The organism is Pseudomonas sp. NFIX49 (assembly GCF_900115915.1).
Lineage (GTDB): Bacteria > Pseudomonadota > Gammaproteobacteria > Pseudomonadales > Pseudomonadaceae > Aquipseudomonas > Aquipseudomonas pharyngis.
The window spans coordinates 125,342-152,265 of record NZ_FOYE01000005.1; the positions used below are offsets into that span (position 1 = coordinate 125,342).

Genomic DNA, 26,924 nt, shown 5'->3' on the forward strand with positions numbered 1-26,924 from the left:
TGAGTCTCCTGACAGATGTCAGGCAATGTTTGACGCACCAGGCGTCGCGTTAAAGGGCCTTGCTTGCGCGCAGTGCCGGCTTACGCCCGGCACCGCGCATAGACAATGAAGGAGGAGCTTACCTGCCCTTTACGCTGGCGTTGCATTTCCTGTGCACATCCCGGGCGTGCAGAATCACGGGCACGACGACGGGCGCGGTGCGGGCCGGGAGAGGGAAAGAGATCTATATTGAAAGGAGAACCGCTAAAGAGGATGCCTTCGCACACGTCCAGAATATCGGACGCTGCCGCTCGATCTGCCACGGGCTGGGAGATCGCTGGCACGTTGCAGGCCTTGCTGGCCGCGCTGCGGACGGACGTGTCGCCACTGATGTGATAAGCATGCAGACCGGACTGCAAAGAGCAGTCGGTGACGCCGATTAACGGCAGGCGAGACATGAAGCACCCCGGTATTATTGCTGTTATGGGTTTGATCGGAGCTTAGCCTTGTTCATTTTTTTACACAACACCCCCGTAAAAAATACAACACGGCCTGCTCAAGCCTGCGGGTGGCGCGTCCTACACGGATAAAAAAATGCCCCAAAGTGCCCCATAAACGCCATCGCGGCGCTTTTTCAGGGCACAAAAGGCCTCGCTTGACTTCGGCAGGCCGTTCGGGTTGACTGAAACCATAAAAGATCAATGATTGATATTTTTAACAACAAAGGTGTTGCATCATGTCGGTACCCCCGCGTGCCGTTCAGCTTAACGAAGCGAACGCGTTCCTTAAGGAACATCCTGAGGTTCTGTACGTTGACCTTCTGATTGCGGATATGAATGGTGTGGTGCGCGGCAAGCGCATCGAACGCACCAGCCTCCACAAGGTTTACGAGAAAGGCATCAACCTGCCGGCCTCTCTATTTGCTCTGGATATCAATGGTTCGACGGTGGAAAGCACCGGCCTGGGCCTGGACATCGGCGACGCCGACCGTATCTGCTATCCAATCCCCGATACCCTGTGCAACGAGCCATGGCAGAAGCGCCCGACCGCGCAACTGCTGATGACCATGCACGAACTCGAAGGTGACCCTTTCTTCGCCGACCCGCGCGAAGTGCTCCGTCAAGTTGTTGCAAAGTTTGACGAGCTCGGCCTGACCATCTGCGCCGCCTTCGAACTCGAGTTCTACCTGATCGACCAGGAAAACGTGAACGGCCGCCCTCAGCCACCACGCTCGCCGATCTCAGGCAAACGCCCGCATTCGACCCAGGTCTACCTGATCGACGACCTCGACGAATACGTCGACTGCCTCCAGGACATTCTGGAAGGCGCCAAAGAGCAAGGCATTCCGGCCGACGCCATCGTCAAGGAAAGTGCCCCGGCGCAGTTCGAAGTGAACCTGCACCACGTCGCCGACCCGATCAAGGCATGCGACTACGCGGTCCTGCTCAAGCGTCTGATCAAGAACATCGCCTACGACCATGAAATGGACACCACTTTCATGGCCAAGCCGTACCCGGGCCAGGCAGGCAACGGTCTGCACGTCCACATTTCGGTTCTCGACAAAGAAGGCAAAAACATTTTTGCCAGCGAGGATCCCGAGCAGAACGCCGCGCTGCGTCACGCGATCGGCGGTGTGCTCGAGACCCTGCCCGCGCAGATGGCTTTCCTCTGCCCGAACGTCAACTCCTACCGTCGTTTCGGCGCACAGTTCTACGTGCCGAACTCGCCGAGCTGGGGCCTGGACAACCGCACCGTGGCCCTGCGCGTACCGACCGGCTCCGCCGATGCGGTCCGTCTGGAACACCGCGTGGCCGGCGCCGACGCCAACCCGTACCTGCTGATGGCTTCGGTGCTGGCGGGCGTGCATCACGGCCTGACCAACAAGATCGAGCCGCCGCCTCCCACCGAAGGCAACAGCTACGAGCAGAACGAGCAGAGCCTGCCGAACAACTTGCGCGATGCCCTGCGCGAGCTGGACGACAGCGAGGTGATGGCCAAGTACATCGATCCGAAATACATCGATATCTTCGTCGCCTGTAAAGAGAGCGAGCTGGAGGAGTTCGAACACTCCATCTCCGACCTCGAGTACAACTGGTACCTGCATACCGTTTAAGCGGATTGCAGGAATAAAAAGCGCTGCCGGCTTCATCAGCCCGCAGCGTTTTTTTATGGCCGCCTGCGGCGGATCGCTGGCAAGCCAGCTCCCACAGGGTTCTGTTGTGTACTCAAATCTTGTGTTCGACACAGATACCTGTGGGAGCTGGCTTGCCAGCGATGGCGGCCGACAAGACAACGCAAGAGCCGGCTCGTACAATGCCCGCTGCCCCGCAGGAGACTTTCATGACGCGTCCCGCCCCCGTTCGCAAACCTCGTGCCCGCAGTCAGGCGCGGATCGATTCGATACTCGACGCCGCGCGCACGCTGCTGGCCGCCGAGGGCGTGGCGAGCCTGTCGATCTACAGCGTGGCCGAGCGCGCGCAGATTCCGCCCTCCTCGGTCTACCACTTCTTCGCCAGTGTTCCGGCGCTGCTCGAAGCGCTGACGGCGGATGTGCACGCGGCCTTCCGTGCCTGCCTGCAAGCACCGATCGATCACGATGCCCTGCGCGACTGGCGCGACCTGTCGCGGCTGGTCGAAGAGCGGATGCTGGAGATCTATGGCGAGGATGCCGCCGCCCGCCAACTGATCCTCGCGCAGCACGGCCTCACCGAAGTCACCCAGGCCGACCGCCAGCACGACCTCGAACTCGGCGACCTGATGCACAAGCTGTTCGATCATCACTTCGAACTGCCGCGACTGCCGGATGACGTCGATGTGTTCGCACTGGCCATGGAACTGGGCGACCGCGTCTACGCCCGCTCGGTGCAGCAGCACGGGCAGATCACCCCGCGCATGGCCGAGGAAGGCATGCGGGTGTTTGATGCCTACATCGGGCTGTATCTTCCGCCCTATCTGCCCAAACGGATTCTCTAGCGATGATCGTTGCCACGCTCTGCGTGGGAATGCAGCCCGTGACGCTCCGCGTCACTGGACGCGGAGCGTCCCCAGAGGCATTCCCACGCAGAGCATGGGAACGATCAGCACGGTCAATCTCAAGCCAATAAAAAACCCCGAAGGGCTCACACCCTTCGGGGTTGTTTTTGTCCCACGCCCTTACAACTTGGCGATGGACACCTCGGTGGATTTCACGAAGGCGATCACTTCGCTGCCGACCTCCAGTTCCAGCTCCTTGACCGAACGGGTGGTGATCACCGACGTGACGATGCCGGAAGCGGTCTGCACGTCGATTTCCGACAGCACGTCGCCGAGAACGATCTCCTTGATCGCGCCTTTGAACTGGTTGCGTACGTTGATGGCTTTGATAGTCATGATATTTCTCCTGAGGTCGAAATAAGCCGCAAGTTGCGAGCTTCAAGCTGCAAGCAAAAGCACTGAGCTTCTACTTGCAGCTTGTAGCTTGCTGCTCGCAGCTGCTTCATTGCGCCCAACGCAGTTGCGTAGGCAAGGGTGAAACGGGTTCCGGCGCCGGCGGCTCGCCGGGCAGGGACAACACTCGGTTGAGCACTTCGGTTTCCAGCGCGGCCAGGCGATGGGAGCCACGCACCCGAGGACGCGGCAGCTCCACTTGCAGGTCGAGGCCGACTTCGCCGTCCTCGATCAGAATCACCCGGTCGGCAATCGCCACCGCTTCGCTGACGTCGTGGGTCACCAGCAACACGGTGAACCCGTGCTGTTGCCAGAGACGCTCGATCAGTTGCTGCATCTCGATCCGGGTCAGCGCATCCAGTGCGCCCAGCGGCTCGTCGAGCAGCAACAGACGCGGTTGATGGATCAGCGCCCGGGCCAGCGCCACGCGCTGCTTCTGCCCACCGGACAATGCCGCCGGCCATTCATTGGCGCGATCGGCGAGGCCTACTGCATCCAGCGCCTGCAAGGCTTGCGGACGCCAGTCGCCCTTGAGACCGAGACCGACGTTGTCGATGATCTTTTTCCACGGCAGCAGCCGCGCTTCCTGGAACATCAACCGGGTGTCATCCCGCGCATCGCTGAGCGGTGCGGCACCGGCGAGCAGATCGCCGCCAGTGGGTTGATCGAGGCCGGCGAGCAAGCGCAGAAATGTGCTCTTGCCGCATCCGCTGCGCCCGACCACGGCGACAAACTGCCCTGCCGGAATGTGCAGATCGATGTCACGCAGTACCTGCCGCGAGCCGAAAGTCTTTTGCAGGTTGCGCACCGCCAGCGGAATCCCGCGCAGCAGGCGTGGAGGTTGTTGAGCGGTCATGCCGCACCTCCTTTCGCCACTTGATACGCCGGATGCCAGCGCAGCCACACACGTTCAAGTCCACGGGCCGCGAGGTCGGCCAGTTTGCCGAGCACCGCGTACAGCAGAATCGCCAGCACCACCACGTCGGTCTGCAGGAACTCGCGGGCGTTCATCGCCAGGTAACCGATGCCGGAGCTCGCGGAGATGGTTTCCGCCACGATCAGCGTCAGCCACATGAAGCCCAGGGCGAAGCGCACGCCGACCAGAATCGAAGGCAGCGCGCCCGGCAGAATCACCTGCCAGAACAGGCTGAAACCGGACAGGCCATAACTGCGCGCCATTTCCACCAGCGCCGGATCGACGTTGCGGATGCCGTGATAGGTGTTGAGGTAGATCGGGAACAAGGTGCCCAATGCCACCAGGAAAATCTTCGCCGACTCGTCGATGCCGAACCACAGGATCACCAGCGGAATCAGCGCCAGGTGCGGCACGTTGCGGATCATCTGCACCGAGCTGTCGAGCAGGCGTTCACCCCACTTCGACAGGCCGGTGATGAACCCCAGCACCAGGCCGATGCTGCCACCGATAGTGAAGCCCAGCGCGGCGCGCCAGCCGCTGATTGCCAGGTGCGTCCAGATTTCGCCGCTGCGTACCAGGCTCACGCCGGCTTCGATCACCGCCACCGGCGCCGGCAGAATCCGCGTCGACAGCCAACCGGCCGACACCGACAACTGCCACACCGCCAGCAACAACACCGGCAACGCCCAGGGCGCGAGGCTGTGGATAAATTTCTTCATGGCGGCGCCTCAGCTCTGGGACGCGGCTTTGGGAAGAATGTCGTTGGCCACCATCTCCCCGAACGGGCTGACGTAACCGGCGCTTTTCGGCAATTCCGGGCGCTCGACGTCGAGGTGCGGGAACAGCAGTTCGGCCACCCGATACGATTCTTCGAGGTGTGGATAACCGGAGAAGATGAAAGTATCGATGCCCAGATCCGCGTATTCCTTAACGCGCGCCGCCACGGTCGGGCCGTCGCCGACCAACGCCGTCCCGGCACCGCCGCGCACCAGACCGACGCCGGCCCACAGGTTCGGGCTGACTTCGAGGTTGTCGCGACTGCCACCGTGCAGCGCAGCCATGCGTTGCTGGCCGACCGAATCGAACCGCGCCAGCGAAGCCTGGGCACGTTTGATGGTGTCGTCGTCCAGGTGCGAGATCAGGCGATCTGCCGCTTGCCAGGCCTCGGCATTGGTTTCCCGCACGATCACATGCAGACGAATGCCGAAGCGCACGGTGCGGCCGAGCTTGGCGGCCTTGGCGCGCACCTGTTCAATCTTCTCGGCCACGGCTGCGGGCGGCTCGCCCCAGGTCAGGACCATTTCCACTTGTTCGGCGGCCAGATCCTGCGCGGCTTCCGACGAGCCACCGAAATACAGCGGCGGACGCGGTTGCTGGATCGGCGGATAGAGCAATTTGGCGCCCTTCACGCTGATGTGCTCGCCGTCGTAATCCACGGTTTCGCCTTCCAGCACCCGACGCCAGATCCGGGTGAATTCCACCGAGGCCTGATAGCGCGCTTCGTGATCGAGGAACAGACCGTCGCCGGCCAACTCTTCCGGATCGCCACCGGTCACCAGGTTGAACAGCGCACGACCGCCGGACAACCGATCCAGCGTTGCCGCCTGACGCGCCGCCACCGTCGGGGAAATGATCCCGGGGCGCAGGGCGACAAGGAATTTCAGACGCTGGGTCACCGGGATCAGCGATGCCGCCACCAGCCACGAGTCCTCGCAGGAGCGGCCGGTGGGAATCAGCACGCCGCCGAAGCCCAGGCGATCCGCCGCTTGCGCGACCTGTTGCAGATAGCCGTGATCGACGGCGCGGGCGCCTTCGGCGGTGCCAAGGTAATGGCCGTCGCCGTGGGTTGGCAGGAACCAGAAGATGTTGAGGCTCATGGAGTGGTCTCCTTGGGGATTCGATTTACTGGGCTTGGGTGACCGAGCTTTGGGCCACAGCGGCCGGTGGGGTCCAGATCACGTCCTTGATGCTCAACGGCTTGGGAATCAGCTTGAGCTGGTAGAAGGTGTCGGCGATTTTCTGTTGCGCGGCGACCACTTCCGGGGTCAGGAACAGCGCGCCGTAGCCCTGGCGCTTCACCGAGGTCAGGGTGATGTCTGCCGGCAGGCCGAGCAGCGGCGACACCTGTTGGGTCACGTCTTCCGGGTTGGCCTTGGACCACTCACCGACGGCGCGCACTTCTTCCACGAGGGTCTTGATCACCTCGGGATTTTTCTGTGCGTAGGGTTTGGTCGCCAGGTAGAACTGGTGGTTGTCGACGATGCCTTTACCGTCACGCAGGGTGTGCGCTTGCAGTTGCTTCTCGGCGGCGGCCTGGTACGGGTCCCAGATGACCCAGGCGTCGACGCTGCCACGTTCGAACGCGGCGCGGGCATCCGCCGGCGGCAGGAATACGGTTTGAATGTCGGTGTACTTGAGGCCGGCATCTTCCAGCGCACGCACCAGCAGGTAGTGGACGTTGGAGCCTTTGTTCAGGGCGACTTTCTTGCCCTTGAGATCCGCCACCGATTTGATCGGCGAATCTTTCGGCACGAGGATCGCTTCGCTGTTCGGCGCTGGTGGCTCGTAGGCGACGTAGAGCAGATCGGCACCGGCCGCCTGGGCAAAGACCGGCGGGGTTTCGCCGGTGACGCCGAAGTCGATCGAGCCGACGTTCAGGCCTTCCAGCAGTTGCGGGCCGCCGGGAAATTCAGTCCATTGCACGTCGACGCCTTGGGCGGCGAGACGTTTTTCCAGGGTGCCCTTGGCTTTGAGCAGCACCAGCGTGCCGTATTTCTGATAACCGATTCGTAGCGTCTCGGCTTGAGCTTGAGTGATGGCGCCGAAGGACACAGCCGCAGCAAACAGAGCGACCAGACCACGACGCAAAAATACAGTGCGCATAGCGCTCTCCTTTTTGCTGTTGGGTTGTGGCTGCACCTGCTTGGCCGTTGGCGGCTGAGTAAGGTGAGTACTTCAAGTTTCGGTGTGGCTCAAATGCTCCAGCGAGCACTCAACAAACGTTCGTTCAGCAGCCCCGGCTCCAGCGGCTTCGGCCGGCGGGCCATGGCGCTGACAAACTGGTCCAGCGCTTCATGCAACCGCTGCTCCAGCGCCGGAGCCAACTGCGCCTGGGCACTGCCTTCGCCGTAAGCGATCTGGCTGTCCTCGGCAAAAATCCCTTGCAGCATTTCCTGGGCCTTCAAGGCCGACAGCACAGGCTTGAGGGCGTAATCGACCACCAGCATGTGAGCGATGCTGCCGCCGGTAGCCATCGGCAGAACAATCTTGTGGTTCAGCGCACGCTCGGGCAGCAGATCCAGCACGGTCTTCAGGGCACCGGAAAACGACGCCTTATACACCGGCGTAGCGATCAGCAGGCCATCGGCGTTTTCAATCTGTTGCAGCAAGTCGAGCACCTTCGGGCTGTCGAAGCGGGCGTGGAGCAGATCTTCGGCCGGGAAGTCCCGCACCTGATAACTCACCACTTCCACCCCTTGCTGCTGCAACCAGCGTTGCGAGCGTTCCAGCAACACCCCGGAGCGGGAACGTTGACTGGGACTGCCACCGAGTGAGACGACCAGCATTCAGAAAATTCCTTGCGCGTTACAGGCGATTCGCGGGTTGCGATCTCGCTTCGATGTGAGTGACCTTACCAGCTGATTCATATATCCATAAATCATATTTATTCATTTGGTTATTCTTTATGGAGATATACATTTCCCTTTCTTGCGGCAAAAAAAACAGGCCGTCAAAGCGGCCTGAAACCCTGCATCGTGGTTCGTATTGATCGTTCTCCGGCACTGATGATGATCGTTCCCACGTCGAGGCGTCGAACCGTCCGCGTGGGAATGCCGCCCGTGACGCTCTGCGTCACAGTGGACGCGGAGCGTCCATATATTCATTCCCACGCAGAGCGTGGGAACGATCCGAGGTAGGTTATTTGTTCGGCTGTGGGGTGAGGCGCAGGTACGGTTTCACCGCGCGGTAGCCTTTCGGAAAGCGTTGCTTGATTTCGTCTTCGTCCTTGAGCGACGGCACGATCACCACTTCTTCACCGTCCTGCCAGTTGGCCGGGGTGGCCACCTTGTAGTTGTCGGTGAGCTGCAGCGAGTCGATCACCCGCAGGATCTCGTGGAAGTTGCGCCCGGTGCTGGCCGGATAAGTGATGGTCAGGCGGATCTTCTTGTTCGGATCGATCACGAACAGCGAACGCACGGTCAGGGTGTCGTTGGCGTTCGGGTGGATCAGATCGTACAGATCGGACACCTTGCGATCGGCATCGGCCAGGATCGGGAAGTTGACGATGGTATTCTGGGTTTCGTTGATGTCCTCGATCCACTTGTGGTGCGAATCCACCGGGTCGACCGACAGTGCAATGGCCTTCACGCCGCGTTTGGTGAACTCGTCCTTGAGTTTGGCGGTGAAGCCCAGCTCGGTGGTGCACACCGGGGTGAAGTCTGCCGGGTGGGAAAACAGCACGCCCCAGCTATCGCCCAGCCATTCGTGGAAACGAATCTTGCCGGCGCTGGAATCCTGTTCGAAATCGGGGGCGATATCGCCAAGTCTGAGGCTCATGGTGCGGCTCCTGATGAGTGGTTGGAGACCTCAACTGTAGCTCGTGATTCGTTCTTCTGAAAAAGAATAAATAACTAGATATCTATATCTTTATTGAATATTAAACATCTGTTCACTGGACGCCCCGCAGCATCGCGACGAACATCGCGCTCAAGGTTCGAGAAGGCCTTGAGTTGCTGTAAAGAGGGGAACATCGGGAAAGGCTTACGGGGGTGAGCCGGACCCGAAAACGCAAAAGCCCCGTCCGGCGCGATGCCGGACGGGGCTTTTTTACATCAGTGCAGGACCGCGCTATTACAGCAGCGGGATCGAGTAGCTGACGATCAGGCGGTTTTCGTCCTGCGAACGGGTGTTCGGCAGGTCGGTGCGCCATACAGCGTTTTTCCACATCAGGCCGACGTTCTTGAACGGACCTTCCGGTACGACGTAACCGATGGTGAAGTCGCGTTCCCACTCGGAACGGTTCGAAGCGTTTTCGCGGCCGTTGGTGCCAACGGTGTCGATCGAATCGCCTTTCAGGTAAACCACACCAGCGGTCAGGCCAGGTACGCCGACTTTAGCGAAGTCATACGAGTAGCGAGCCTGCCAGGTTTTCTCGCCGGCACGACCGAACTTCTGGATCTGCATGTCGGTGATGGTGTAGTTCGACGAACCGTCGCCCTGGTTCAGCCAAGGGAAGTCGGAGCTGCCGTTGGAAACCTGGTAACCGCCACCGAAGGTGTGACCTTCAACGGTGTACAGGAACAGGCCGCTGTACAGGTTGTTGTCGACTTCGCCACGACCGGAACGGAAACCGGTGTAGTTGCCGCTGCTGTAGTAGGCCGGATCAGTGCCGTTCTTGCCGTCGTCGGAGCTGTTGAAGTAACGGAAGTCAGACTTCAAGACACCCGGGCCGATGGCCCAGTTGTGTACCAGACCCAGGAAGTGCTGCTTATAGAAGTCTTCCAGGTTGCCGTAGTAGTACTGGGCAGTCAGGTCTTTGGTGATCTTGTAGTCGCCACCGGCATAGATGAATTTGTTGCTGTCACGGAAGCCAGTGCCACGGGTGTTTGCACCGCCGATGGACAAGTTTTCGTTGTTGCTGGAGTTACGGCCTTTCACGGCTTCGATCTGACCACCGACAAGGGTCAGGTCCTTGATTTCGCCGGAAGTGATCTGACCGCCCTGCCAGGTTTGTGGCAGCAGACGACCGTCGTTGGTCACGATCACCGGGTTTTTCGGCTGCAGGGTGCCCAGCTTCAGTTCGGTCTGGGAGATCTTGGCTTTGGCAGTCAGACCCAGGCTGGAGAAGTTGTCCACTGCTTTGCCGTTGGACTCGCTCGGGAACACAGTGCCGCCGTAAGCGGTGCCGCTGTTGCCGTTGGTGCCGCCGCCCGAATCCAGACGCACGCCCAGCAGGCCGATGGCATCAATACCGAAGCCTACGGTGCCTTGGGTGTAGCCGGAGATGAAACGCAGATCGAAGCCTTGGCCCCACTCTTCGTTCTTGTTGGCACCAGCGCCATCGCGGTTGTCAGTGTTGATGTAGAAGTTACGCAGACCCAGAGTGGCCTTGCTGTCTTCGATGAAACCGGCGGCGCCTGCCTGCTGCGCCAAAACCCCTACGGCCACGGCCAGGGCCAAGGTGGACTTGTTCATGTTTCGCTCCTCTCGTTTCTAATTCTTGTGTTCCTGGTCCGGGGTCTGATGCCCCTGGATCCTAAGATGCGCGATTAGCGCCAGACCGTGACTGACAAGTCAATCGTAACCTTGTATGTCTACGACCAAGGTCTAATCGCAGTGATTTGGTCCCTGCAGGGTAAAGACTTCCTGATAAACCCAAAAAGAATTTATTCATTCTTTTTCATACCATTCGGCTATATGGCCAGCCAATTGCCATCTGCACCGGGATACAGCGTATCGGCGACTAAACTCATTACTAAATGGTATTTGTTAGCCTTTTTTTAGATCGATTAGCTTTGACGCAACCCCGATTCGTCAATCCCTATCAAAAAGGCGACGCCATGATGGCCAAACGCGCACTATCTAGTCAATTTGTTACAGTTTGTGTGTCGGCGCTGATTTCTTTTTCAGCCCAGGCCGCCAACCTCACCGTGGGCTACCAGACCGGTATCGACCCAAGCAAAGTCCCCCAGGCCGACGGCGTGTACGAGAAGGCCATCGGCGAGAAAATCGACTGGCGCCGGTTCAACAGCGGCCCGGAAGTTGTGACAGCAATCGCCTCCGGCGATGTGCAGATCGGCAACCTCGGCTCGAGCCCGCTGGCGGCCGCCGCTTCGCGCAATCTGCCGATCGTGGCCTTTATCGTCTCGGCGCAGATCAATGCCGCCGAAGCGCTGGTGGTGCGCAACGGCAGCGGTATCAACAAGCCCGAAGACCTGATCGGCAAGACCATCGCCACCCCGTTCGTTTCCACCTCCCACTACAGCCTGCTCGGCGCGCTCAAGCACTGGGGCCTGGACACTTCGAAAGTCAAAGTGGTGAACCTGCAACCCGCAGAAATCGCGGCCGCCTGGAAACGTGGCGACATCGACGGCGCCTTTGTCTGGTCGCCGGCGCTGGGTGAAATCCGCAAAACCGGCAAGACCCTGACCGATGCCGCGCAGGTCGGCCAATGGGGCGCGCCGACCTTCGAAGTCTGGGTAGCGCGCAAGGACTTTGCCGAGAAGCATCCTGAAGTCGTGGCCAGGTTCGCCAAGGTGACCCTGGACTCGTTCGCTGATTACGCGGCCCATAAAGACAGCTGGACGGCCGACTCGGTGCCTGTACAGAAAATCGCCAAACTGACCGGTGCCAATCCTGCCGACGTTCCGGAATTGCTCGCGGGCTCGGCGTTCCCGGACGCCAAGGCGCAACAGACCACGGCGCTGCTGGACGGCGGTACGGCGAAAGCGATTGCTGAGACGGCGAAGTTTTTGAAGGAACAGGGCAAGGTCGAAAGCGTTTTGCCTGACTACTCGCCGTATGTCAGTGCGAAGTTTGTAGCCGAATAAACGCTATCGCGAGCAGGCTCGCTCCCCCACAGGCTCGGTGAACCTTTGTGGGAGCGAGCCTGCTCGCGATGAGGGCGTCACATCACAGAGACTTCTCGAAGATCTTCGAATTGCGCTGATAGTTATAAAGAGAAGCCCGAGCCGCCGGCAGACGTTCGACGCTGCTTGGTTCGAAGCCACGCTCGCGGAACCAGTGGGCGGTGCGGGTGGTGAGAACGAACAGGGTTTTCAGGCCTTGCGCCCGGGCACGGGTCTCGATGCGCTCGAGCAGTTCGTCGCCGCGACCGCCATGGCGATACTCAGGATTCACCGCCAGGCACGCCAGCTCGCCGGCATCCGAATCGGCAATCTGATACAGCGCCGCACAGGCGATGATCATCCCTTCACGCTCGACCACGCTGAACTGCTCGATCTCGCGCTCCAGCACTTCGCGCGAGCGACGCACCAGAATCCCCTGCTCTTCCAGCGGGCTGATCAGATCGAGCAAGCCGCCGACGTCTTCAATCGCCGCCTCGCGTACCAGTTCGAATTGCTCCTGGGCCACCAGCGTACCGCCACCGTCACGGGTGAACAGTTCGGTCAGCAGCGCGCCGTCCTCGGCATAACTGACGATATGGCTGCGCGCCACGCCGCCACGACAGGCTTCGGCGGCGGCATCCAGCAGTTCCGCCTGATAGTTGCTGCCCAGACGCTGCAAATGCGCCGGCACTTGCTGCGGACGTAGCTCGCGCACCAGTTTGCCGTTTTCGTCGATCAGACCGAGGTCGGCACCGAACAGCAGCAGCTTGTCTGCGCCCAGATCGATGGCAGCGCGGGTCGCCACGTCTTCGCAGGCCAGGTTGAAGATTTCACCGGTCGGCGAATAACCCAGCGGCGACAGCAACACGATGGAGCGCTCGTCGAGCAGACGGTTGATGCCTTTGCGGTCGACCCGACGCACTTCGCCGGTGTGGTGATAGTCGACACCTTCCAGCACGCCGATCGGCCGCGCCGTCACGAGGTTGCCGCTGGCCACCCGCAGGCGCGAGCCCTGCATCGGCGATGAGGCCATGTCCATCGACAGCCGCGCTTCGATGGCGATACGCAACTGGCCGACCGCGTCGATCACGCACTCCAGCGTCGCGGCATCGGTGATGCGCATGCCGTGGTGGTAATGCGGGGTCAGGCCGCGTGCGGCAAGGCGGGTTTCGATCTGCGGGCGGGAACCGTGAACCAGCACCAGCCGCACGCCGAGGCTGTGCAGCAATACGATGTCATGGACGATGTTGCCGAAATTCGGATGCTCCACGCCGTCGCCCGGAAGCATGACAACGAAGGTGCAATCGCGGTGAGCATTGATATAAGGAGACGCGTGGCGAAGCCAATTGACGTATTCGGGCATGAACCTGGGCCTGTAATAAATAGCAGCCGGAAAAAGGGCAGAACGGAAAACGCACAGCGGGCTGATGGTTATCGTCGGAACAGGCTTGGCGACACGCGCGCTCTCCTCATGAATACGGGTGGGTGTTTGGGCAATTTATACAGCTTTGAGACAGTAATGTTCGATCAACTGCCGCAATAGATGCACGGTAGGCTGCAAACGTGACATTTCGAGGTACTCGCCCGGTTGGTGCGCACAGCCGATGTCGCCGGGGCCGAGCACGATGGTTTCGCAGCCAAGGCGCTGAAGATAAGGCGCTTCGGTGCCGAACGCTACCGCTTCGGCCTTGTGGCCGGTGAGTTTTTCGGCAATTCGCACCAGTTCCGCGTCTTCGGCCTGCTCGAACGGCGGCACTTCGGGAAACAGCGGCGCGTAATCGATCTTCACTTTATGCCGCTCGGCGACCGGGTTGAGTTTGCGCAGGATCTCGCTGCGCAAGACGTTCGGGTCCATCCCCGGCAACGGCCGCAGATCGAATTCCAGCGAACACTGGCCGCAGATGCGGTTCGGGTTGTCGCCGCCGTGTATGCAGCCGAAATTCATGGTCGGCTGCGGCACACTGAACTGCGGGTTGTTGAATTCGCGCTGCCACAACAGGCGCAGGCCGCGCAGTTCGCCGATGGCATCGTGCATCGCTTCGAGTGCACTGTGCCCCAGGCGCGGATCCGACGAATGGCCGCTCTGCCCGAGGATATCGATGCGCTCCATCATGATGCCCTTGTGCATGCGGATCGGCTTGAGCCCGGTCGGCTCGCCGATCACTGCCGCCCGGCCCAGCGGTCGCCCCGCTTCGGCCAGCGCCCGGGCACCGGACATCGAACTTTCTTCATCGCAGGTGGCGAGGATCAGCAGCGGCTGCTTGAACGATTGATCGAGCAGCGGTTGCACGGCTTCGATGATCAGGGCGAAGAAGCCCTTCATGTCGCAACTGCCGAGGCCGACCCAGCGGCCGTCGACTTCGGTGAGTTTCAGCGGGTCGGTTTTCCACAGCGCATCGTCGTACGGCACCGTGTCGCTGTGTCCGGCCAGCACCAGCCCGCCGGGGCCGCTGCCGAAACTGGCGAGCAGATTGAATTTGCCGGGGTTGACCTGCTGGATGTCGCAGCTGAAACCCAGGTCGCCGAGCCAGCCCGCGAGCAGATCGATCACCGCCCGGTTGGACTGGTCGAGGCCCGGCTGGGTGCAACTGACCGACGGCGCGGCGATCAGTGCAGCGAACTGGTCTTGCATGGACGGCAAAAGCATCGCTGACTCCAACTCCCGAATTGAGGTTCATCATAGAACCATCCGGCGCCGAGAATAAACCGCCGCAAAGCGTAGGAAGGTTCAGTCCTGTACACTGCACGGCCTTGGCAGCCACACATTCCCCCGGCTGCGCTCCCGATCCTGGATTTTCCGGCCATGCAGAAAGAAACCGAAATCAAACTCCGCGTCAGCCGCGAAACCCTCGCCGCCCTGCGCGAGCACCCTCTCCTGAAAAAACGCAACAAAAGTGGCTGGGAACGCCGTGAGTTGATGAATCAGTACTTCGACACGCCTGAGCGTGACCTGGCCCGGGCCAAGGTTGCCCTGCGCCTGCGCAAGGACGGTGAAGAGGTGATTCAGACCCTCAAGACCCGTGGCCAGAGCGTCGCCGGCCTGTCCGAGCGTAACGAGTACGACTGGAACCTGCCCAAAGCCAAGCTCGACGTGAAAAAACTCGACGGTGAATGCTGGCCCGAGTCCCTCGCCGAGCTGGACAAGAAAACCCTGAAGCCGATCTTCACCACCGATTTCGTCCGCGAGCGTGCCGAAATCGCCTGGGGCCGTGGCAAGACCAAAGTGGTCATCGAAGCCGCGCTGGACCTGGGCCACGTGGTAGTCGGCAAACAGAAAGAAGAAATCTGCGAGCTGGAACTGGAGCTGCGCGAAGGCGAGCCTGCCGCGCTGCTGGAACTGGCCGCCGAACTGGCCGAAACCCTGGCCCTGATGCCGTGCGACATCAGCAAGGCCGAGCGCGGCTATCGCCTGTACGACGCCAACAGCTATTCGCTGAGCCTGCCGGCGCCGGCCATTACCGCTGAAACCCCGCTGGACGACGCCTTCGCCGCCCTGGCCTGGCACTTGCTCGGCAGCAGCCAGCGTCTGGCCGAACAGTATCGCTTCAACGGCCACTGGCGCCTGCTGCAGGACTGGGTCGAGAACCTCGCGGAAATGCGCGCCCTGCTCAGCAGCCTCGGCCAGGCCGCACCGCGTCCGTCGACCCACGACTTGCGCGTTGCCCTCGATGCCCTGCTGGAAGACTGGCGTCCGCTGGTGCAGGTCGGCATCGAAGACGAAGACGTGCGCAAGGCCGCGCCGGAGCAGTTCCTCGAAGAACTGGAAGACCCGCGCTGGGGCCTGTTCTCGCTGAACGCTTCGCGCTGGTTGCTGGCCCGTACCTGGACTGCTGACCGCAACACCCGTGGCAATCGTCAGGGTGCCGCGCAGTTGCAAAGCTGGCTGCCGCGCCTGCTGGGCGAAGAAGCCACTTCGCTGCAATTGCAGCGTTACCAGCAACAGCCGGAAGATCTGGCCGAGCAATTGCCGCGCATCGAACGCATCCAGGTCTGGCTGCACCACGCGCGCAACGTGCTGGAAATCCCGGAAATGGATCGTCTGTACGGCGAGCTGAACAAACTGGCGCAACTGGCCAACGAACCGACCATCACCGACGAACTGCTCGATGCACGCAAGCATCAGGCGATTGCGGTTTACCAGAACCGTGCCTGGAAAATGCTGCTGCGCATGTAATTCCGGCGAAAGATCGTTCCCACGTCGAGGCGTCGAACCGTCTGCGTGGGAATGCAGCTCGGGACGCTCCGCGTCCCAAAGCGGACGCAGAGCGTCCATTGAGGCATTCCCACGCGGGAGCGTGGGAACGATCATCACCGCGCAATCAACGCAGTACCGGCAAACTCGTCGTCGACTTGATCTCCGACAACGCCACGATCGAGTTCACTTCCTGAATCCCCGGCACCAGTGACAGCTTCTCGAAAAAGAACCGCTCATACGCCTCGATGTCCGCCGCGACAATCCGCAACAGAAAATCCACCGCCCCCATCAGCACGTAACACTCCAGCACTTCGGGAAAGCCGCGAATCGCCTCGGTGAACTCAGTGAAGTTCGAACGGCCGTGGGCGTTGAGTTTGATCTCGGCGAAAATCTGCGTGTTCAGGCCGATTTTCTTGCGATCGAGCAAGGTCACCTGGCCGCGAATGATCCCCTCCTCCTTCATCCGCTGAATCCGCCGCCAGCACGGCGATTGCGACAGGCCCACCTGTTCGGCGATCTGTGCGCTGGACAAGGAAGCGTCCTCTTGCAGCAGGGCGAGAATGCGCCGGTCGTAGCTGTCCAGCTCGCTGTGCATAAATAATCCTCAAATTCAGCCAAACCCGAATTGATCTACCCGATCAATAACGTAATCGGCTCATCTTAGATAAGAAATGCCCGGCATCGAATGTAAAAATTCCTCCACTGATTCCGGAGACCTGTCATGCCACACCTCGAAGCCGTCAACACCCCTGCGCCCCGTGCCGATGTGTGGAACGCCAGCAACGCCCATTGCCTTGCGCAGTACCAGATCCTGGCCGAGGCCGAGCCGGATTTGCTGGTGCGGGTGCTGAACCTGTTCGCCTTGCAGTGCCTCACCCCGGAACAGCTCAATGTCCAGCGGCTGGACGACTTGCTGTCGATCGACATCGTCATGGGTGGCCTGAGCTGGCACCGCGCCCAGGTGATCGCGGAAAAACTTCGTAACCTGATCAGCGTCTGCTCGGTGAACCTGCAAAATCCCGACGCGGCGTGGGATGCACCGGCGCAGGCGGCCGGCTGACAAGAACCGAAACGTCTTCGTCGGGTAGTGGCCCAACGGTCGGCGGGGCCACGACTATCCTTTGCGCACTGTCGTTCAAAAGGAGCCCGCATGTCCGTTCAACTCGCCACTCAGGACCGCTGGCTGGATCTCAATGAGGTACTGCGTGAACTGGTCGCCCAGGGTTTCATCAGCCAGGACTCGGCCGAGCAGGCGCTGAATGCCCGGCGCCGGCATGCCGCCCACGGCCAGAAGCACCCGCTGGAATTCATCGCCAGCCAGCAACTGGACGATCTCAGCCGTCCGGGCAAACACCTCGACCTGGAAAGCCTGACCCTGTGGCTGGCGCAGCAGGCCGGCCAGCCGTACCTGCGAATCGATCCGCTGAAGATCAACGTCGCCGCCATCACGCCGCTGATGTCCTATGCTTTTGCGCAGCGCCACAAGATCCTCGCGGTGTCGGTCGACCGCGATGCGGTCACTGTGGCCAGCGCCCAGCCCTATGTCAGCGGCTGGGAGGCGGATCTGACTCACGTCCTGAAACTGCCGATCAAACGGGTGGTGGCCAACCCGGCGGACATCCAGCGTTTCAGCGTCGAGTTCTTCCGCCTCGCCAAATCGGTCAGCGGCGCCAGCAATGCCGATGCGCAGAGCGGCAACCTCGGCAACTTCGAGCAACTGCTCAACCTCGGCGCCAGCGATCAGGAGCCGGACGCCAACGACGCGCACATCGTCAACATCGTCGACTGGCTGTTCCAGTACGCCTTCCAGCAACGGGCCAGCGATATCCACATCGAACCCCGGCGCGAACAAGGCACGGTGCGTTTTCGCATCGACGGCGTGCTGCACAACGTCTATCAATTCCCGCCGCAGGTGACGATGGCCATCGTCAGCCGCCTGAAAAGCCTTGGCCGGATGAACGTCGCCGAGAAACGCAAACCCCAGGACGGCCGGGTCAAGACCAAGACTCCGGACGGCGGTGAAGTCGAGTTGCGGCTGTCGACCCTGCCCACCGCGTTCGGCGAAAAAATGGTCATGCGAATCTTCGACCCGGAGGTGCTGCTCAAGGATTTCGATCAACTTGGCTTTTCCGCCGACGACCTGCGGCGCTGGCAGGACATGACCCGCCAGCCCAACGGCATCATCCTGGTCACCGGCCCGACCGGTTCCGGAAAGACCACCACGCTGTACACCACGCTGAAAAAACTGGCGACCCCGGAGGTCAACCTCTGCACCATCGAAGACCCGATCGAGATGGTCGAGCCGGCCTTCAACCAGATGCAGGTCCAGCACAACATCGACCTGACCTTCGCCGCCGGTGTGCGCGCGCTGATGCGACAAGACCCGGACATCATCATGATCGGCGAGATCCGCGACCTGGAAACCGCTGAAATGGCGATCCAGGCGGCGCTGACCGGGCACCTGGTGCTCTCGACCCTGCACACCAACGACGCGCCGAGCGCCATCAGCCGTCTGCTGGAACTCGGCGTGCCGCATTACCTGATCAAGGCCACCGTGCTCGGTGTGATGGCGCAACGACTGGTGCGAACCCTGTGCCCGCACTGCAAGGCGCCGCTGACTCTTGATGAAGAAGACTGGCAAACCCTGACCCGGCCGTGGCAGGCGCCGCTGCCGGGCAATGCGCAACGGGCCATCGGTTGCCTGGAGTGTCGCGACACCGGTTATCACGGGCGCGCCGGGGTCTACGAAATCATGCAACTGAGCGACAGCCTCAAGGCCTTGATCAGCCCCGACACCGATCTCACCGCGATCCGTCGGCAGGCGTTCAAGGAAGGCATGCGCAGCCTGCGATTGTCCGGCGCGCAGAAAGTCGCGGCGGGGCTGACAACTCTTGAAGAAGTATTGCGGGTGACACCACAGAGCGAGCAGAAATAGCCTCTCACGGAACCGGATCGTGGAAGTCGCGATCCAACCCGTTATTCAACACCAGTGGAGTCACCCAACATGCGTTTCAAACTTGCTGTCGCCACCCTCGCCTTGCTGTCCCTCCCTGTTGGTTCAGCGATGGCCGACAGCTTTTGGCGTAACGTCATTTCGTCCGGTGCCACCACCGGCTCGACCTACCTGACCTTCAAGGATCACAAACTGATCGTTGCCGCCCAGGACGACGCGGGCAGCTTCGTCGCCAGCGACGGCGGTATCCGTGGCCCGTACCTGGAAGCGGCGATGCAGAAAGTCCGCGCCGACAACCCGGGCCTGCAGGCCACCGATATGGAACTGGCGAACGCGATCCTGGCAAAGAATGCCGTGGCGTCGGAATAAGAGGCTCAAAAAAAATGCCGCTCGACATGAGCGGCATTTTTTTGCCCGCTGATCAGCGGTAATCGTCCACCGGCACGCAAGCGCAGAACAGGTTGCGGTCGCCGTAGACGTTATCCATCCGGTTCACCGCCGGCCAATATTTGTGCGCCTTGGTGTGTGCATCCGGCGTGATGCCCTGCTCGATGCTGTACGGCCGCTCCCACACGCCGGTGATATCGGCCAGGGTATGCGGCGCCCGTTTGAGCGGGTTGTCCTCGGCCGGCCAGTTGCCGTTCTGCACCTCGGTGATTTCTGCACGGATGCTCAGCATCGCACCGATGAAGCGATCCAGTTCGGCCTTGGACTCGCTTTCGGTCGGCTCGACCATCAAGGTGCCCGGCACCGGGAACGACATGGTCGGTGCATGAAAGCCGTAATCCATCAGGCGTTTGGCGACGTCTTCTTCGCTGATGCCGGTCTGCGCTTTCAGCGGCCGCAGATCCAGAATGCATTCGTGGGCGACTCGCTCGTTGCGACCGGTATACAGAACGGGGAAAGCACCGGACAGATGCTGCGCCAGGTAATTCGCCGCGAGTATCGCCACCTCACTGGCATCCGCCAGTTGCGGCCCCATCATCGCGATGTACATCCAGCTGATCGGCAGAATGCTCGCACTGCCCCACGGCGCGGCACTGACCGCTCCGTTCTGCGGTTGCGGCCCGTCGATCGGGATCACCGGATGGTTGGCAACGAACGGCGCCAAATGCGCACGCACACCAATCGGCCCCATGCCCGGCCCGCCTCCGCCGTGGGGTATGCAGAAGGTCTTGTGCAGGTTCATGTGTGACACGTCGGCGCCGATGTCCGCCGGCCGCGCCAACCCGACCTGGGCATTGAGGTTGGCGCCGTCCATGTACACCTGGCCGCCGTGCTGGTGGATAACTTCGCAGATTTCGCTGATGCCTTCCTCGTACACGCCGTGGGTCGACGGATAGGTCGCCATCAGGCACGACAGCTTGGCTCCGGCTTCGGACGCCTTGGCTTTCAAATCCTCCAGATCGACGTTGCCCGCCTCATCGCACTCGACGATCACCACGCGCATCCCGGCCATCTGCGCCGAGGCCGGGTTGGTGCCGTGGGCCGAAGAAGGAATCAGGCAGATGTCGCGCCCGCCCTGCTGGCGGCTCTCGTGGTATTTGCGGATCGCCAGCAACCCGGCGTACTCGCCCTGAGCGCCGGAGTTGGGCTGCATGCAGATTGCATCGAACCCGGTGATCGCACACAGCCAGCGCTCCAGTTCCTCGATCATCAGCGTGTACCCGACTGCCTGCTCCCGGGGCACGAACGGGTGCAGGTTGGCGAATTGCGGCCAGGTGATCGGGATCATTTCGCTGGTGGCGTTGAGTTTCATGGTGCAGGAGCCCAGCGGAATCATCGACTGGTTAAGCGCCAGATCCTTGTTCTCCAGTTGCTTGAGGTAGCGCAGCATCTCGGTTTCGCTGTGGTGGGCGTTGAACACCGGATGACGCAGGTACGGCGTGCTGCGTTGCAGCGCGTCGGGAATGCCGGAGGTCAGCGTTTCAGCGTCGAGATCAGCGACGTTCAACCCGTGATCGGCGCCCAGCAGCACATCGAACAGTCTGGCCACGGTGCTTTCATCACAGGTCTCGTCAAGGCTCAGACCCAGTCGACCACGACCGAGGATGCGCAGGTTGATCTGCGCGGCCCGAGCGCTTTCGATGATCGCGGTTTGCGCCCCGCCCACGTCCAGCGTCAGCGTGTCGAAGAAGTGTTGGTTGAGGCGCTGGATGCCATGGCGTTCGAGCCCGGCGGCGAGAATGCAGGTCAGCCGGTGCACGCGCTGGGCGATTCGTTTCAGTCCTTCCGGGCCGTGATAGACCGCATAGAAACTGGCGATGTTGGCCAACAGGACCTGGGCAGTGCAGATGTTCGAATTGGCCTTCTCCCGACGAATATGCTGCTCGCGGGTTTGCAGGGCCATGCGCAGCGCGACGTTGCCGCGAGCATCTTTCGACACGCCGATGATCCGCCCGGGAATCGCCCGTTTGTATTCCTCGCGGCTGGCGAAAAACGCCGCGTGCGGGCCGCCGTAACCCATCGGCACGCCGAAGCGCTGGGATGAGCCGAACACCACGTCGGCACCCAGTTCGCCCGGCGGGGTCAGCAGCAACAGACTGAGCAGATCGGCCGCCACGCAGGCCAGCGCCTGCTGCGCGTGCAGGTGATCGATCAAGGGTCGCAGGTCACGGATCTCGCCGTGGGTGTCGGGATACTGCAGCAGTGCGCCGAATACCTGGTGCTGCTTCAAGTTATCCACAGCGTCGACGATCAGCTCGAAGCCGAAGCCTTCGGCGCGGGTCTGCACCACGGAAATGGTTTGTGGATGACAGTTTTCGTCGACGAAGAACAGATTGCTCTTCGACTTCGCCACGCGCTTGGCCAGGGCCATGGCTTCCGCGGCGGCGGTGGCTTCATCGAGCAGCGAAGCGTTGGCCAGTTCAAGGCCGGTGAGGTCAATGGTCAGTTGCTGAAAGTTGAGCAACGCTTCGAGCCGGCCCTGAGCGATTTCCGGTTGGTAAGGCGTGTAAGCCGTGTACCAACCGGGATTTTCCAGCACGTTGCGCAGGATGACGGTCGGCGTCAGGGTGCCGTGGTAGCCCATGCCGATCAGGCTGGTCCAGACCTGGTTCTGTTCGGCATAACCACGCAGTTTGGCCAGCGCTGCCTGCTCGTCCAGCGCCGGCGGCAGGTCCAGCTCGCGGTTGAGGCGAATGCCCGGCGGCACGGTCTGTTCGATCAGTTCGACCCGGCTGCCGAGGCCGAGGCTGTCGAGCATCGCCTGTTGCTCGGCGGCATCGGGGCCGAGGTGGCGGCGCAGAAAGGCATGGGGATCGCGTAACTGGCTCAGGGATGGCAACTGGGACATGACGGGCTCTCTCTTGGCTGGCGGCTCGGCGTCAATGCAACACGGTCAAACCAGCATAGCAGCCACCCCGACGGCAAAAGTCCCGGGCAGAAAAAAGCCCCGACGGGTCGGGGCTTTGGAGTCTCGCCTGCAGCTTATTCGCCGATGGCAGCCTTGTAGGCGGCAGCGTCGAGCAGCTTGTCCAGCTCGGCCTTGTCGCTTGGCTTGAGCTTGAAGATCCAGGCACCGTAAGGATCAGAGTTCAACAGCTCCGGCGAGCCGCTCAGCTCTTCGTTGACGGCAATCACTTCACCGCTGATCGGAGCGTAGATATCGGAAGCGGCTTTCACCGACTCAACGACACCGGCCTGGTCTTCGGCGGCGAAAACCTTACCCACTTCGGTCAGTTCAACGAACACCACATCACCCAACGCTTCCTGGGCGTGATCGCTGATGCCCACAGTGACAGTGCCGTCGGCTTCAAGGCGCGCCCATTCATGACTTTCGGCAAAACGCAGTTCAGCTGGGATGTTGCTCATGCTCGGTGTCCTCAAGAAATTGTCAGCGGTCGTGCCCGCCGGAAAAGGTTAGATCAAGGTTTTGCCATGGCGTACGAAGGTCGGTTTGACCACGCGTACCGGATACCACTTGCCACGGATTTCCACTTCGGCGCGGTCGGCAGTCGCCATCGGTACACGCGCCAGGGCAATCGACTTGCTAAGCGTAGGAGAGAAACTACCACTGGTGATCTCCCCTTCGCCAACATCAGCGATACGAACCACCTGATGAGCCCGCAAAACCCCGCGTTCCTCAAGCACCAGACCGACCAGTTTGTGCTCCACGCCGGCGGTTTTTTCCGCTTCCAGCGCATCGCGACCGATGAACCGACGCGTGGCCGGCTCCCAGGCGATGCTCCAGGCCATGTTCGAGGCCAGTGGCGAAACGTCCTGGTGGATGTCCTGACCGTAAAGGTTCATGCCGGCTTCGACCCGCAGCGTGTCGCGAGCGCCGAGGCCAATGGGGGAAATACCGGCGCCCACCAGATCGTTAAAAAATCCGGGGGCCTGATCGGCCGGCAGGGCAATTTCCAAACCGTCCTCACCGGTGTAGCCGGTGCGCGCAATGAACCAGTCGCCGTCGACGTGGCCCTCGAAAGGCTTGAGCATCTGGATCAGGTTGGCGCGGGACTGGGTCACCAGTTCGGCAATCTTGTGCCGGGCATGGGGGCCTTGAATGGCAAGCATCGCCAGCTCGTAGCGTTCGTGCATTTGCACATCGAAGCTGCCCAACTGTGCCTGCATCCAGGCCAGATCCTGATCGCGAGTGGAGGCGTTGACCACCAGACGATAACCGTCTTCGAGGCGGTAAACGATCATGTCGTCGACGATGCCGCCGCGCTCGTTGAGCATGGTGCTGTACAACGCACGGCCGGGGCTGTGCAGGCGTTCGACGTCATTGGCCAGCAAATGCTGAAGCCAGGCCTTGGCCTGGGGGCCGGTGACATCGATCACGGTCATGTGGGAAACATCGAACACCCCGCAATCGCGACGCACCTCGTGGTGCTCCTCGACCTGCGAGCCGTAATGCAGGGGCATGTCCCAACCGCCAAAATCGACCATCTTCGCGCCGAGGGCGAGATGCAGGTCATACAGAGGCGTACGCTGTCCCATGGGTTTCTCCTTCCGGGCGTGGCGAAGGTGCGGAGCGCTGCTGCACGGTTCGGAAAACCCTGTAAAAAAGGGCCTTCAGCCGATTTCAGCGACAGGGTCTGTCAGACGGACCGCACCGAATGCCGCGCATTGTAGCCGCATGATTCAGGACTGACGACTAAGTGTTTCTGTGCGCCGAGCGTCGGATCAAACCGATGACCGGCAACAGACCGACCAATACCAGGGTCAGCGCCGGCAACGACGCCCTTGCCCATTCGCCTTCGCTGGTCATTTCGAAGATCCGCACCGCCAGTGTGTCCCAGCCAAACGGGCGCATCAGCAGGGTGGCGGGCATTTCCTTGAGCACGTCGACGAACACCAGCAGCGCGGCGCTGAGCGTGCCGGGCAGCAGCAACGGCAGATACACTTTGAAAAACAGTCGCGGCCCACTGACACCCAGGCTACGTGCCGCTTCAGGCAAAGAGGGCCGTATACGCGCCAGACTGCTTTCCAGCGGCCCATAGGCCACCGCCACGAAACGCACCAGATACGCCAGCAGCAGCGCCGCCAGACTGCCCAGCAGCAACGGTTTGCCCGCCCCGCCAAGCCAGCCGGACAGCGGAATCACCAGCTCCCGGTCCAGATAACTGAACGCGAGCATGATCGACACCGCCAGCACCGAGCCTGGCAAGGCATAACCGAGATTGGCCAGACCGACCGCCGAATTGATCGTCCGGGTCGGCGCCAGACGCCGGGCAAATGCCAGCAACATCGCCACGCTGACCGTGATCAGCGCCGCCATGCCGCCCAGATATAACGTGTGGAGAATCAACCCCGCGTAGCGCTCATCCAGATCGAATCGCCCGCGCTGCCAGAACCACACCACCAGTTGCAGCACCGGAATGACAAATGCACAGGCGAACACCAGACCGCACCAGCCGGTCGCCGCCCAGGCCTTGGGCCCGCGCAGGTGATACAGCGCCTTGACCCGTGGCCGCTCGTTACTCGCCCGATTGGCGCCGCGCGCGCGACGTTCACCGTACAGCACCAACATCACCACCAGCAGCAACAGGCTGGCCAGTTGCGCAGCGCTGGGCAGACTGAAAAAGCCGTACCAGGTCTTGTAGATCGCGGTGGTGAAGGTGTCGAAGTTGAACACCGACACCGCGCCGAAATCCGCCAGCGTTTCCATCAGCGCCAGCGCCACACCAGCACCGATGGCCGGCCGCGCCATCGGCAATGCCACGCGCCAGAACGCTTGCCACGGTGACTGACCGAGCACTCGCGCCGCTTCCATCAGGCCCTTGCCCTGCGCCAGGAACGCGGTGCGCGCCAATAGATAAACGTAGGGATAAAACACCAGCACCAGCACCAGAATCACGCCACCGGTGGAGCGCACTCGCGGCAGGCGCAGGCCGCTGCCGAACCATTCGCGCAGCAGGGTTTGCACGGGGCCTGCGAAGTCCAGCAGTCCGACGAAGACGAATGCCAGCACGTAGGCCGGGATGGCGAACGGCAGCATCAGCGCCCAGTCGAGCCAGCGGCGGCCGGGGAATTCGCAAAGGCTGGTGAGCCAGGCGAGGCTTACGCCCAGCAGGGTTACGCCGATGCCTACGCCGAAGACCAGTGTCAGGGTGTTGCCCAGCAGGCGTGGCATCTGGGTTTCCCAGAGGTGCGACCAGATCTGGTGATCGATGGTTTGCCATGAGAGCAGGAGCACGCTGAGGGGGAGCAGCACCAACGCGGCGATGGCGAAGACGATGGGGTACCAGCGGCGTTGGGCGGGGTGGGCCAAGGAAACAGTCTCGTTCAAATGATTGTGCCCACGCTCTGCGTGGGCACACATTCTGTGACGCTCCGCGTCACGCTGTCGATGATGCGACGCAGAGCGCCGAGGGCTGCATTCCCACGCAGACGGTTCGACGTGGGAACGATCAAACAGTGCTGTCAGGAATGACTCAGTTCCAACCCGCCCGATCCATCATCCGGATCGCTTCAGCCTGACGCTTGCCCGCCACTTCAACCGGCAGCGTATCTGCCACGAACTCCCCCCATGCCGCGACCTCTTCCGAAGGCTTCACCGCCGGATTCGCCGGGAACTCCTGGTTCACGTCGGCAAAGATCTTCTGCGCCTCAGGCGTGGTCATCCACTCGACCAAAGCCTTGGCCGCTTCCGGGTGCGGCGCATGTTTGGTCAGGCCGATGCCCGACAGGTTGACGTGCACGCCACGATCCGCCTGATTCGGCCAGAACAGTTTCACCGGCAGTTCCGGCTTCTGCTTGTGCAGGCGACCGTAGTAGTAGGTGTTGACGATGCCGACGTCGCACTGGCCGGCGTTGATCGCTTCCAGCACCGCGACGTCGTCGGAGAACACGTCGGTGGACAGGTTGTTGACCCAGCCCTTGAGGATCTTCTCGGTCTTTTCGGCACCGTGGACTTCGATCATGGTGGCGGTCAGCGACTGGTTGTAGACCTTCTTCGCCGTGCGCAGGCACAGGCGACCTTCCCAGTTCTTGTCGGCCAGTGCTTCGTAGGTGGTCAGTTCGCCCGGTTTCACCCGTTCGGTGGAGTAGGCGATGGTCCGTGCGCGCAGGCTCAGGCCGGTCCAGGCGTGGCTGGACGAGCGAAATTGCAGGGGAATGTTGGTGTCGATGGTTTTCGAGGTGAACGGCTGGAGAATGCCCATCTGCTCGGCCTGCCAGAGGTTGCCGGCATCGACGGTCAGCAGCAGGTCGGCGGTGGCGTTCTCGCCTTCGGCCTTGATCCGCTGCATCAGCGGCGCTTCCTTGTCGGTGATGAACTTGATCTTCACCCCGGTCTTGGCGGTGTAGGCATCGAACACCGGCTTGATCAGCTCATCGATACGCGAGGAGTAGACCACCACCTCGTCGGCGGCCTGGGCGGCGGTGCTGCCGATCAGGGTCAGGGCCAGTGCGGTCAGAACACGCTTGGATGCCAACATG

24 protein-coding genes are annotated in these 26,924 nt (G+C 61.5%); 7 read left to right on the forward strand and 17 right to left on the reverse strand.

Annotation, left to right across the window (positions count from 1 at the left end; genetic code table 11):
• Positions 1-80 precede the first annotated feature (80 nt).
• A complete protein-coding gene (locus BMZ46_RS29085) occupies positions 81-437 on the reverse strand; it encodes a gamma-glutamyl-gamma-aminobutyrate hydrolase family protein (RefSeq protein ID WP_139184867.1) in 357 nt (118 codons plus the stop codon).
• Positions 438-715: 278 nt separating this feature from the next.
• Between BMZ46_RS29085 and BMZ46_RS15465 the strand changes: the two genes are divergently transcribed.
• Complete coding sequence (locus BMZ46_RS15465; protein ID WP_039765386.1) at positions 716-2,092, forward strand: glutamine synthetase family protein; 1,377 nt, start codon at positions 716-718, stop codon at positions 2,090-2,092.
• A gap of 227 nt (positions 2,093-2,319) precedes the next feature.
• Complete coding sequence (locus tag BMZ46_RS15470) at positions 2,320-2,952, forward strand: TetR/AcrR family transcriptional regulator (protein ID WP_039765384.1); 633 nt, start codon at positions 2,320-2,322, stop codon at positions 2,950-2,952.
• Between the two features lie 180 nt (positions 2,953-3,132).
• On the opposite strand, the gene BMZ46_RS15475 is transcribed toward BMZ46_RS15470, so the two are convergent.
• The 8 genes from BMZ46_RS15475 to BMZ46_RS15510 all read right to left on the reverse strand — a co-directional run bounded on the left by BMZ46_RS15475 (position 3,133) and on the right by BMZ46_RS15510 (position 10,516).
• Positions 3,133-3,348, reverse strand: coding sequence for a TOBE domain-containing protein (locus BMZ46_RS15475; protein WP_007953520.1), 216 nt, complete (start codon positions 3,346-3,348; stop codon positions 3,133-3,135).
• 106 nt (positions 3,349-3,454) lie between these two features.
• Entirely contained in the window at positions 3,455-4,261 is an 807-nt protein-coding gene (gene ssuB, locus BMZ46_RS15480) for an aliphatic sulfonates ABC transporter ATP-binding protein (RefSeq protein ID WP_039765381.1), read from the reverse strand.
• Positions 4,258-5,040 carry an aliphatic sulfonate ABC transporter permease SsuC gene (ssuC, locus tag BMZ46_RS15485; protein WP_011336451.1) on the reverse strand — a complete coding sequence of 261 codons (783 nt, stop codon included), beginning with the start codon at positions 5,038-5,040 and terminating at the stop codon, positions 4,258-4,260. Before ssuC ends, ssuB begins: the two co-directional genes overlap by 4 nt.
• Before the next feature lie 9 nt (positions 5,041-5,049).
• Positions 5,050-6,198, reverse strand: a complete 1,149-nt coding sequence (gene ssuD, locus BMZ46_RS15490; protein ID WP_011336452.1) for an FMNH2-dependent alkanesulfonate monooxygenase — start codon at positions 6,196-6,198, stop codon at positions 5,050-5,052.
• Between the two features lie 25 nt (positions 6,199-6,223).
• Entirely contained in the window at positions 6,224-7,204 is a 981-nt protein-coding gene (locus BMZ46_RS15495; RefSeq protein WP_007953529.1) for a sulfonate ABC transporter substrate-binding protein, read from the reverse strand.
• Positions 7,205-7,293: 89 nt separating this feature from the next.
• Positions 7,294-7,887: an NADPH-dependent FMN reductase gene (gene ssuE / locus BMZ46_RS15500; RefSeq protein ID WP_011336454.1), complete on the reverse strand. Its 594-nt coding sequence runs from the start codon at positions 7,885-7,887 to the stop codon at positions 7,294-7,296.
• Between the two features lie 352 nt (positions 7,888-8,239).
• Complete coding sequence (locus BMZ46_RS15505; protein ID WP_011336455.1) at positions 8,240-8,878, reverse strand: peroxiredoxin; 639 nt, start codon at positions 8,876-8,878, stop codon at positions 8,240-8,242.
• Between the two features lie 294 nt (positions 8,879-9,172).
• Positions 9,173-10,516, reverse strand: a complete 1,344-nt coding sequence (locus BMZ46_RS15510) for an OprD family porin (RefSeq protein ID WP_039765378.1) — start codon at positions 10,514-10,516, stop codon at positions 9,173-9,175.
• 368 nt (positions 10,517-10,884) lie between these two features.
• Here BMZ46_RS15510 and tauA point away from each other — a divergent pair, with 368 nt between their 5' ends.
• Complete coding sequence (gene tauA, locus BMZ46_RS15515; RefSeq protein WP_166742336.1) at positions 10,885-11,871, forward strand: taurine ABC transporter substrate-binding protein; 987 nt, start codon at positions 10,885-10,887, stop codon at positions 11,869-11,871.
• A gap of 82 nt (positions 11,872-11,953) precedes the next feature.
• Here tauA and argA read toward each other — a convergent pair whose 3' ends face one another.
• On the reverse strand, positions 11,954-13,252 hold the full coding sequence (gene argA / locus BMZ46_RS15520; protein WP_007951778.1) for an amino-acid N-acetyltransferase: 1,299 nt from the start codon (positions 13,250-13,252) through the stop codon (positions 11,954-11,956).
• 135 nt (positions 13,253-13,387) lie between these two features.
• The gene (gene argE, locus BMZ46_RS15525; RefSeq protein ID WP_039765375.1) at positions 13,388-14,536 is read right to left on the reverse strand and encodes an acetylornithine deacetylase; all 1,149 of its coding nucleotides are present in this window, start codon (positions 14,534-14,536) and stop codon (positions 13,388-13,390) included.
• Positions 14,537-14,692: 156 nt separating this feature from the next.
• Here argE and BMZ46_RS15530 point away from each other — a divergent pair, with 156 nt between their 5' ends.
• Positions 14,693-16,063, forward strand: coding sequence for a CYTH domain-containing protein (locus BMZ46_RS15530; RefSeq protein ID WP_007951783.1), 1,371 nt, complete (start codon positions 14,693-14,695; stop codon positions 16,061-16,063).
• 145 nt (positions 16,064-16,208) lie between these two features.
• On the opposite strand, the gene BMZ46_RS15535 is transcribed toward BMZ46_RS15530, so the two are convergent.
• Positions 16,209-16,679, reverse strand: a complete 471-nt coding sequence (locus BMZ46_RS15535; RefSeq protein WP_007951785.1) for an Lrp/AsnC family transcriptional regulator — start codon at positions 16,677-16,679, stop codon at positions 16,209-16,211.
• A 126-nt stretch (positions 16,680-16,805) separates the two neighbouring features.
• Here BMZ46_RS15535 and BMZ46_RS15540 point away from each other — a divergent pair, with 126 nt between their 5' ends.
• The 3 genes from BMZ46_RS15540 (at position 16,806) to BMZ46_RS15550 (ending at position 19,406) form a co-directional block, all read left to right on the forward strand.
• The gene (locus tag BMZ46_RS15540; protein WP_074690075.1) at positions 16,806-17,144 is read left to right on the forward strand and encodes a hypothetical protein; all 339 of its coding nucleotides are present in this window, start codon (positions 16,806-16,808) and stop codon (positions 17,142-17,144) included.
• 90 nt (positions 17,145-17,234) lie between these two features.
• Positions 17,235-19,019 (forward strand): type IV pilus assembly ATPase TfpB, encoded by a 1,785-nt coding sequence (locus tag BMZ46_RS15545; RefSeq protein WP_074690073.1) that lies wholly within the window; start codon positions 17,235-17,237, stop codon positions 19,017-19,019.
• A gap of 69 nt (positions 19,020-19,088) precedes the next feature.
• Positions 19,089-19,406, forward strand: a complete 318-nt coding sequence (locus BMZ46_RS15550; RefSeq protein ID WP_039765367.1) for a DUF2388 domain-containing protein — start codon at positions 19,089-19,091, stop codon at positions 19,404-19,406.
• 52 nt (positions 19,407-19,458) lie between these two features.
• Here BMZ46_RS15550 and gcvP read toward each other — a convergent pair whose 3' ends face one another.
• The 5 genes from gcvP to BMZ46_RS15575 all read right to left on the reverse strand — a co-directional run bounded on the left by gcvP (position 19,459) and on the right by BMZ46_RS15575 (position 26,923).
• Complete coding sequence (gene gcvP / locus BMZ46_RS15555; RefSeq protein ID WP_074690071.1) at positions 19,459-22,332, reverse strand: aminomethyl-transferring glycine dehydrogenase; 2,874 nt, start codon at positions 22,330-22,332, stop codon at positions 19,459-19,461.
• A 134-nt stretch (positions 22,333-22,466) separates the two neighbouring features.
• Positions 22,467-22,850 carry a glycine cleavage system protein GcvH gene (gcvH, locus tag BMZ46_RS15560; RefSeq protein WP_074690069.1) on the reverse strand — a complete coding sequence of 128 codons (384 nt, stop codon included), beginning with the start codon at positions 22,848-22,850 and terminating at the stop codon, positions 22,467-22,469.
• 48 nt (positions 22,851-22,898) lie between these two features.
• Complete coding sequence (gcvT, locus tag BMZ46_RS15565; protein ID WP_074690067.1) at positions 22,899-23,981, reverse strand: glycine cleavage system aminomethyltransferase GcvT; 1,083 nt, start codon at positions 23,979-23,981, stop codon at positions 22,899-22,901.
• A gap of 157 nt (positions 23,982-24,138) precedes the next feature.
• Complete coding sequence (locus tag BMZ46_RS15570; RefSeq protein ID WP_039765360.1) at positions 24,139-25,755, reverse strand: ABC transporter permease; 1,617 nt, start codon at positions 25,753-25,755, stop codon at positions 24,139-24,141.
• A gap of 163 nt (positions 25,756-25,918) precedes the next feature.
• Positions 25,919-26,923 carry an extracellular solute-binding protein gene (locus BMZ46_RS15575; RefSeq protein ID WP_074690065.1) on the reverse strand — a complete coding sequence of 335 codons (1,005 nt, stop codon included), beginning with the start codon at positions 26,921-26,923 and terminating at the stop codon, positions 25,919-25,921.
• Position 26,924: the final 1 nt, after the last annotated feature.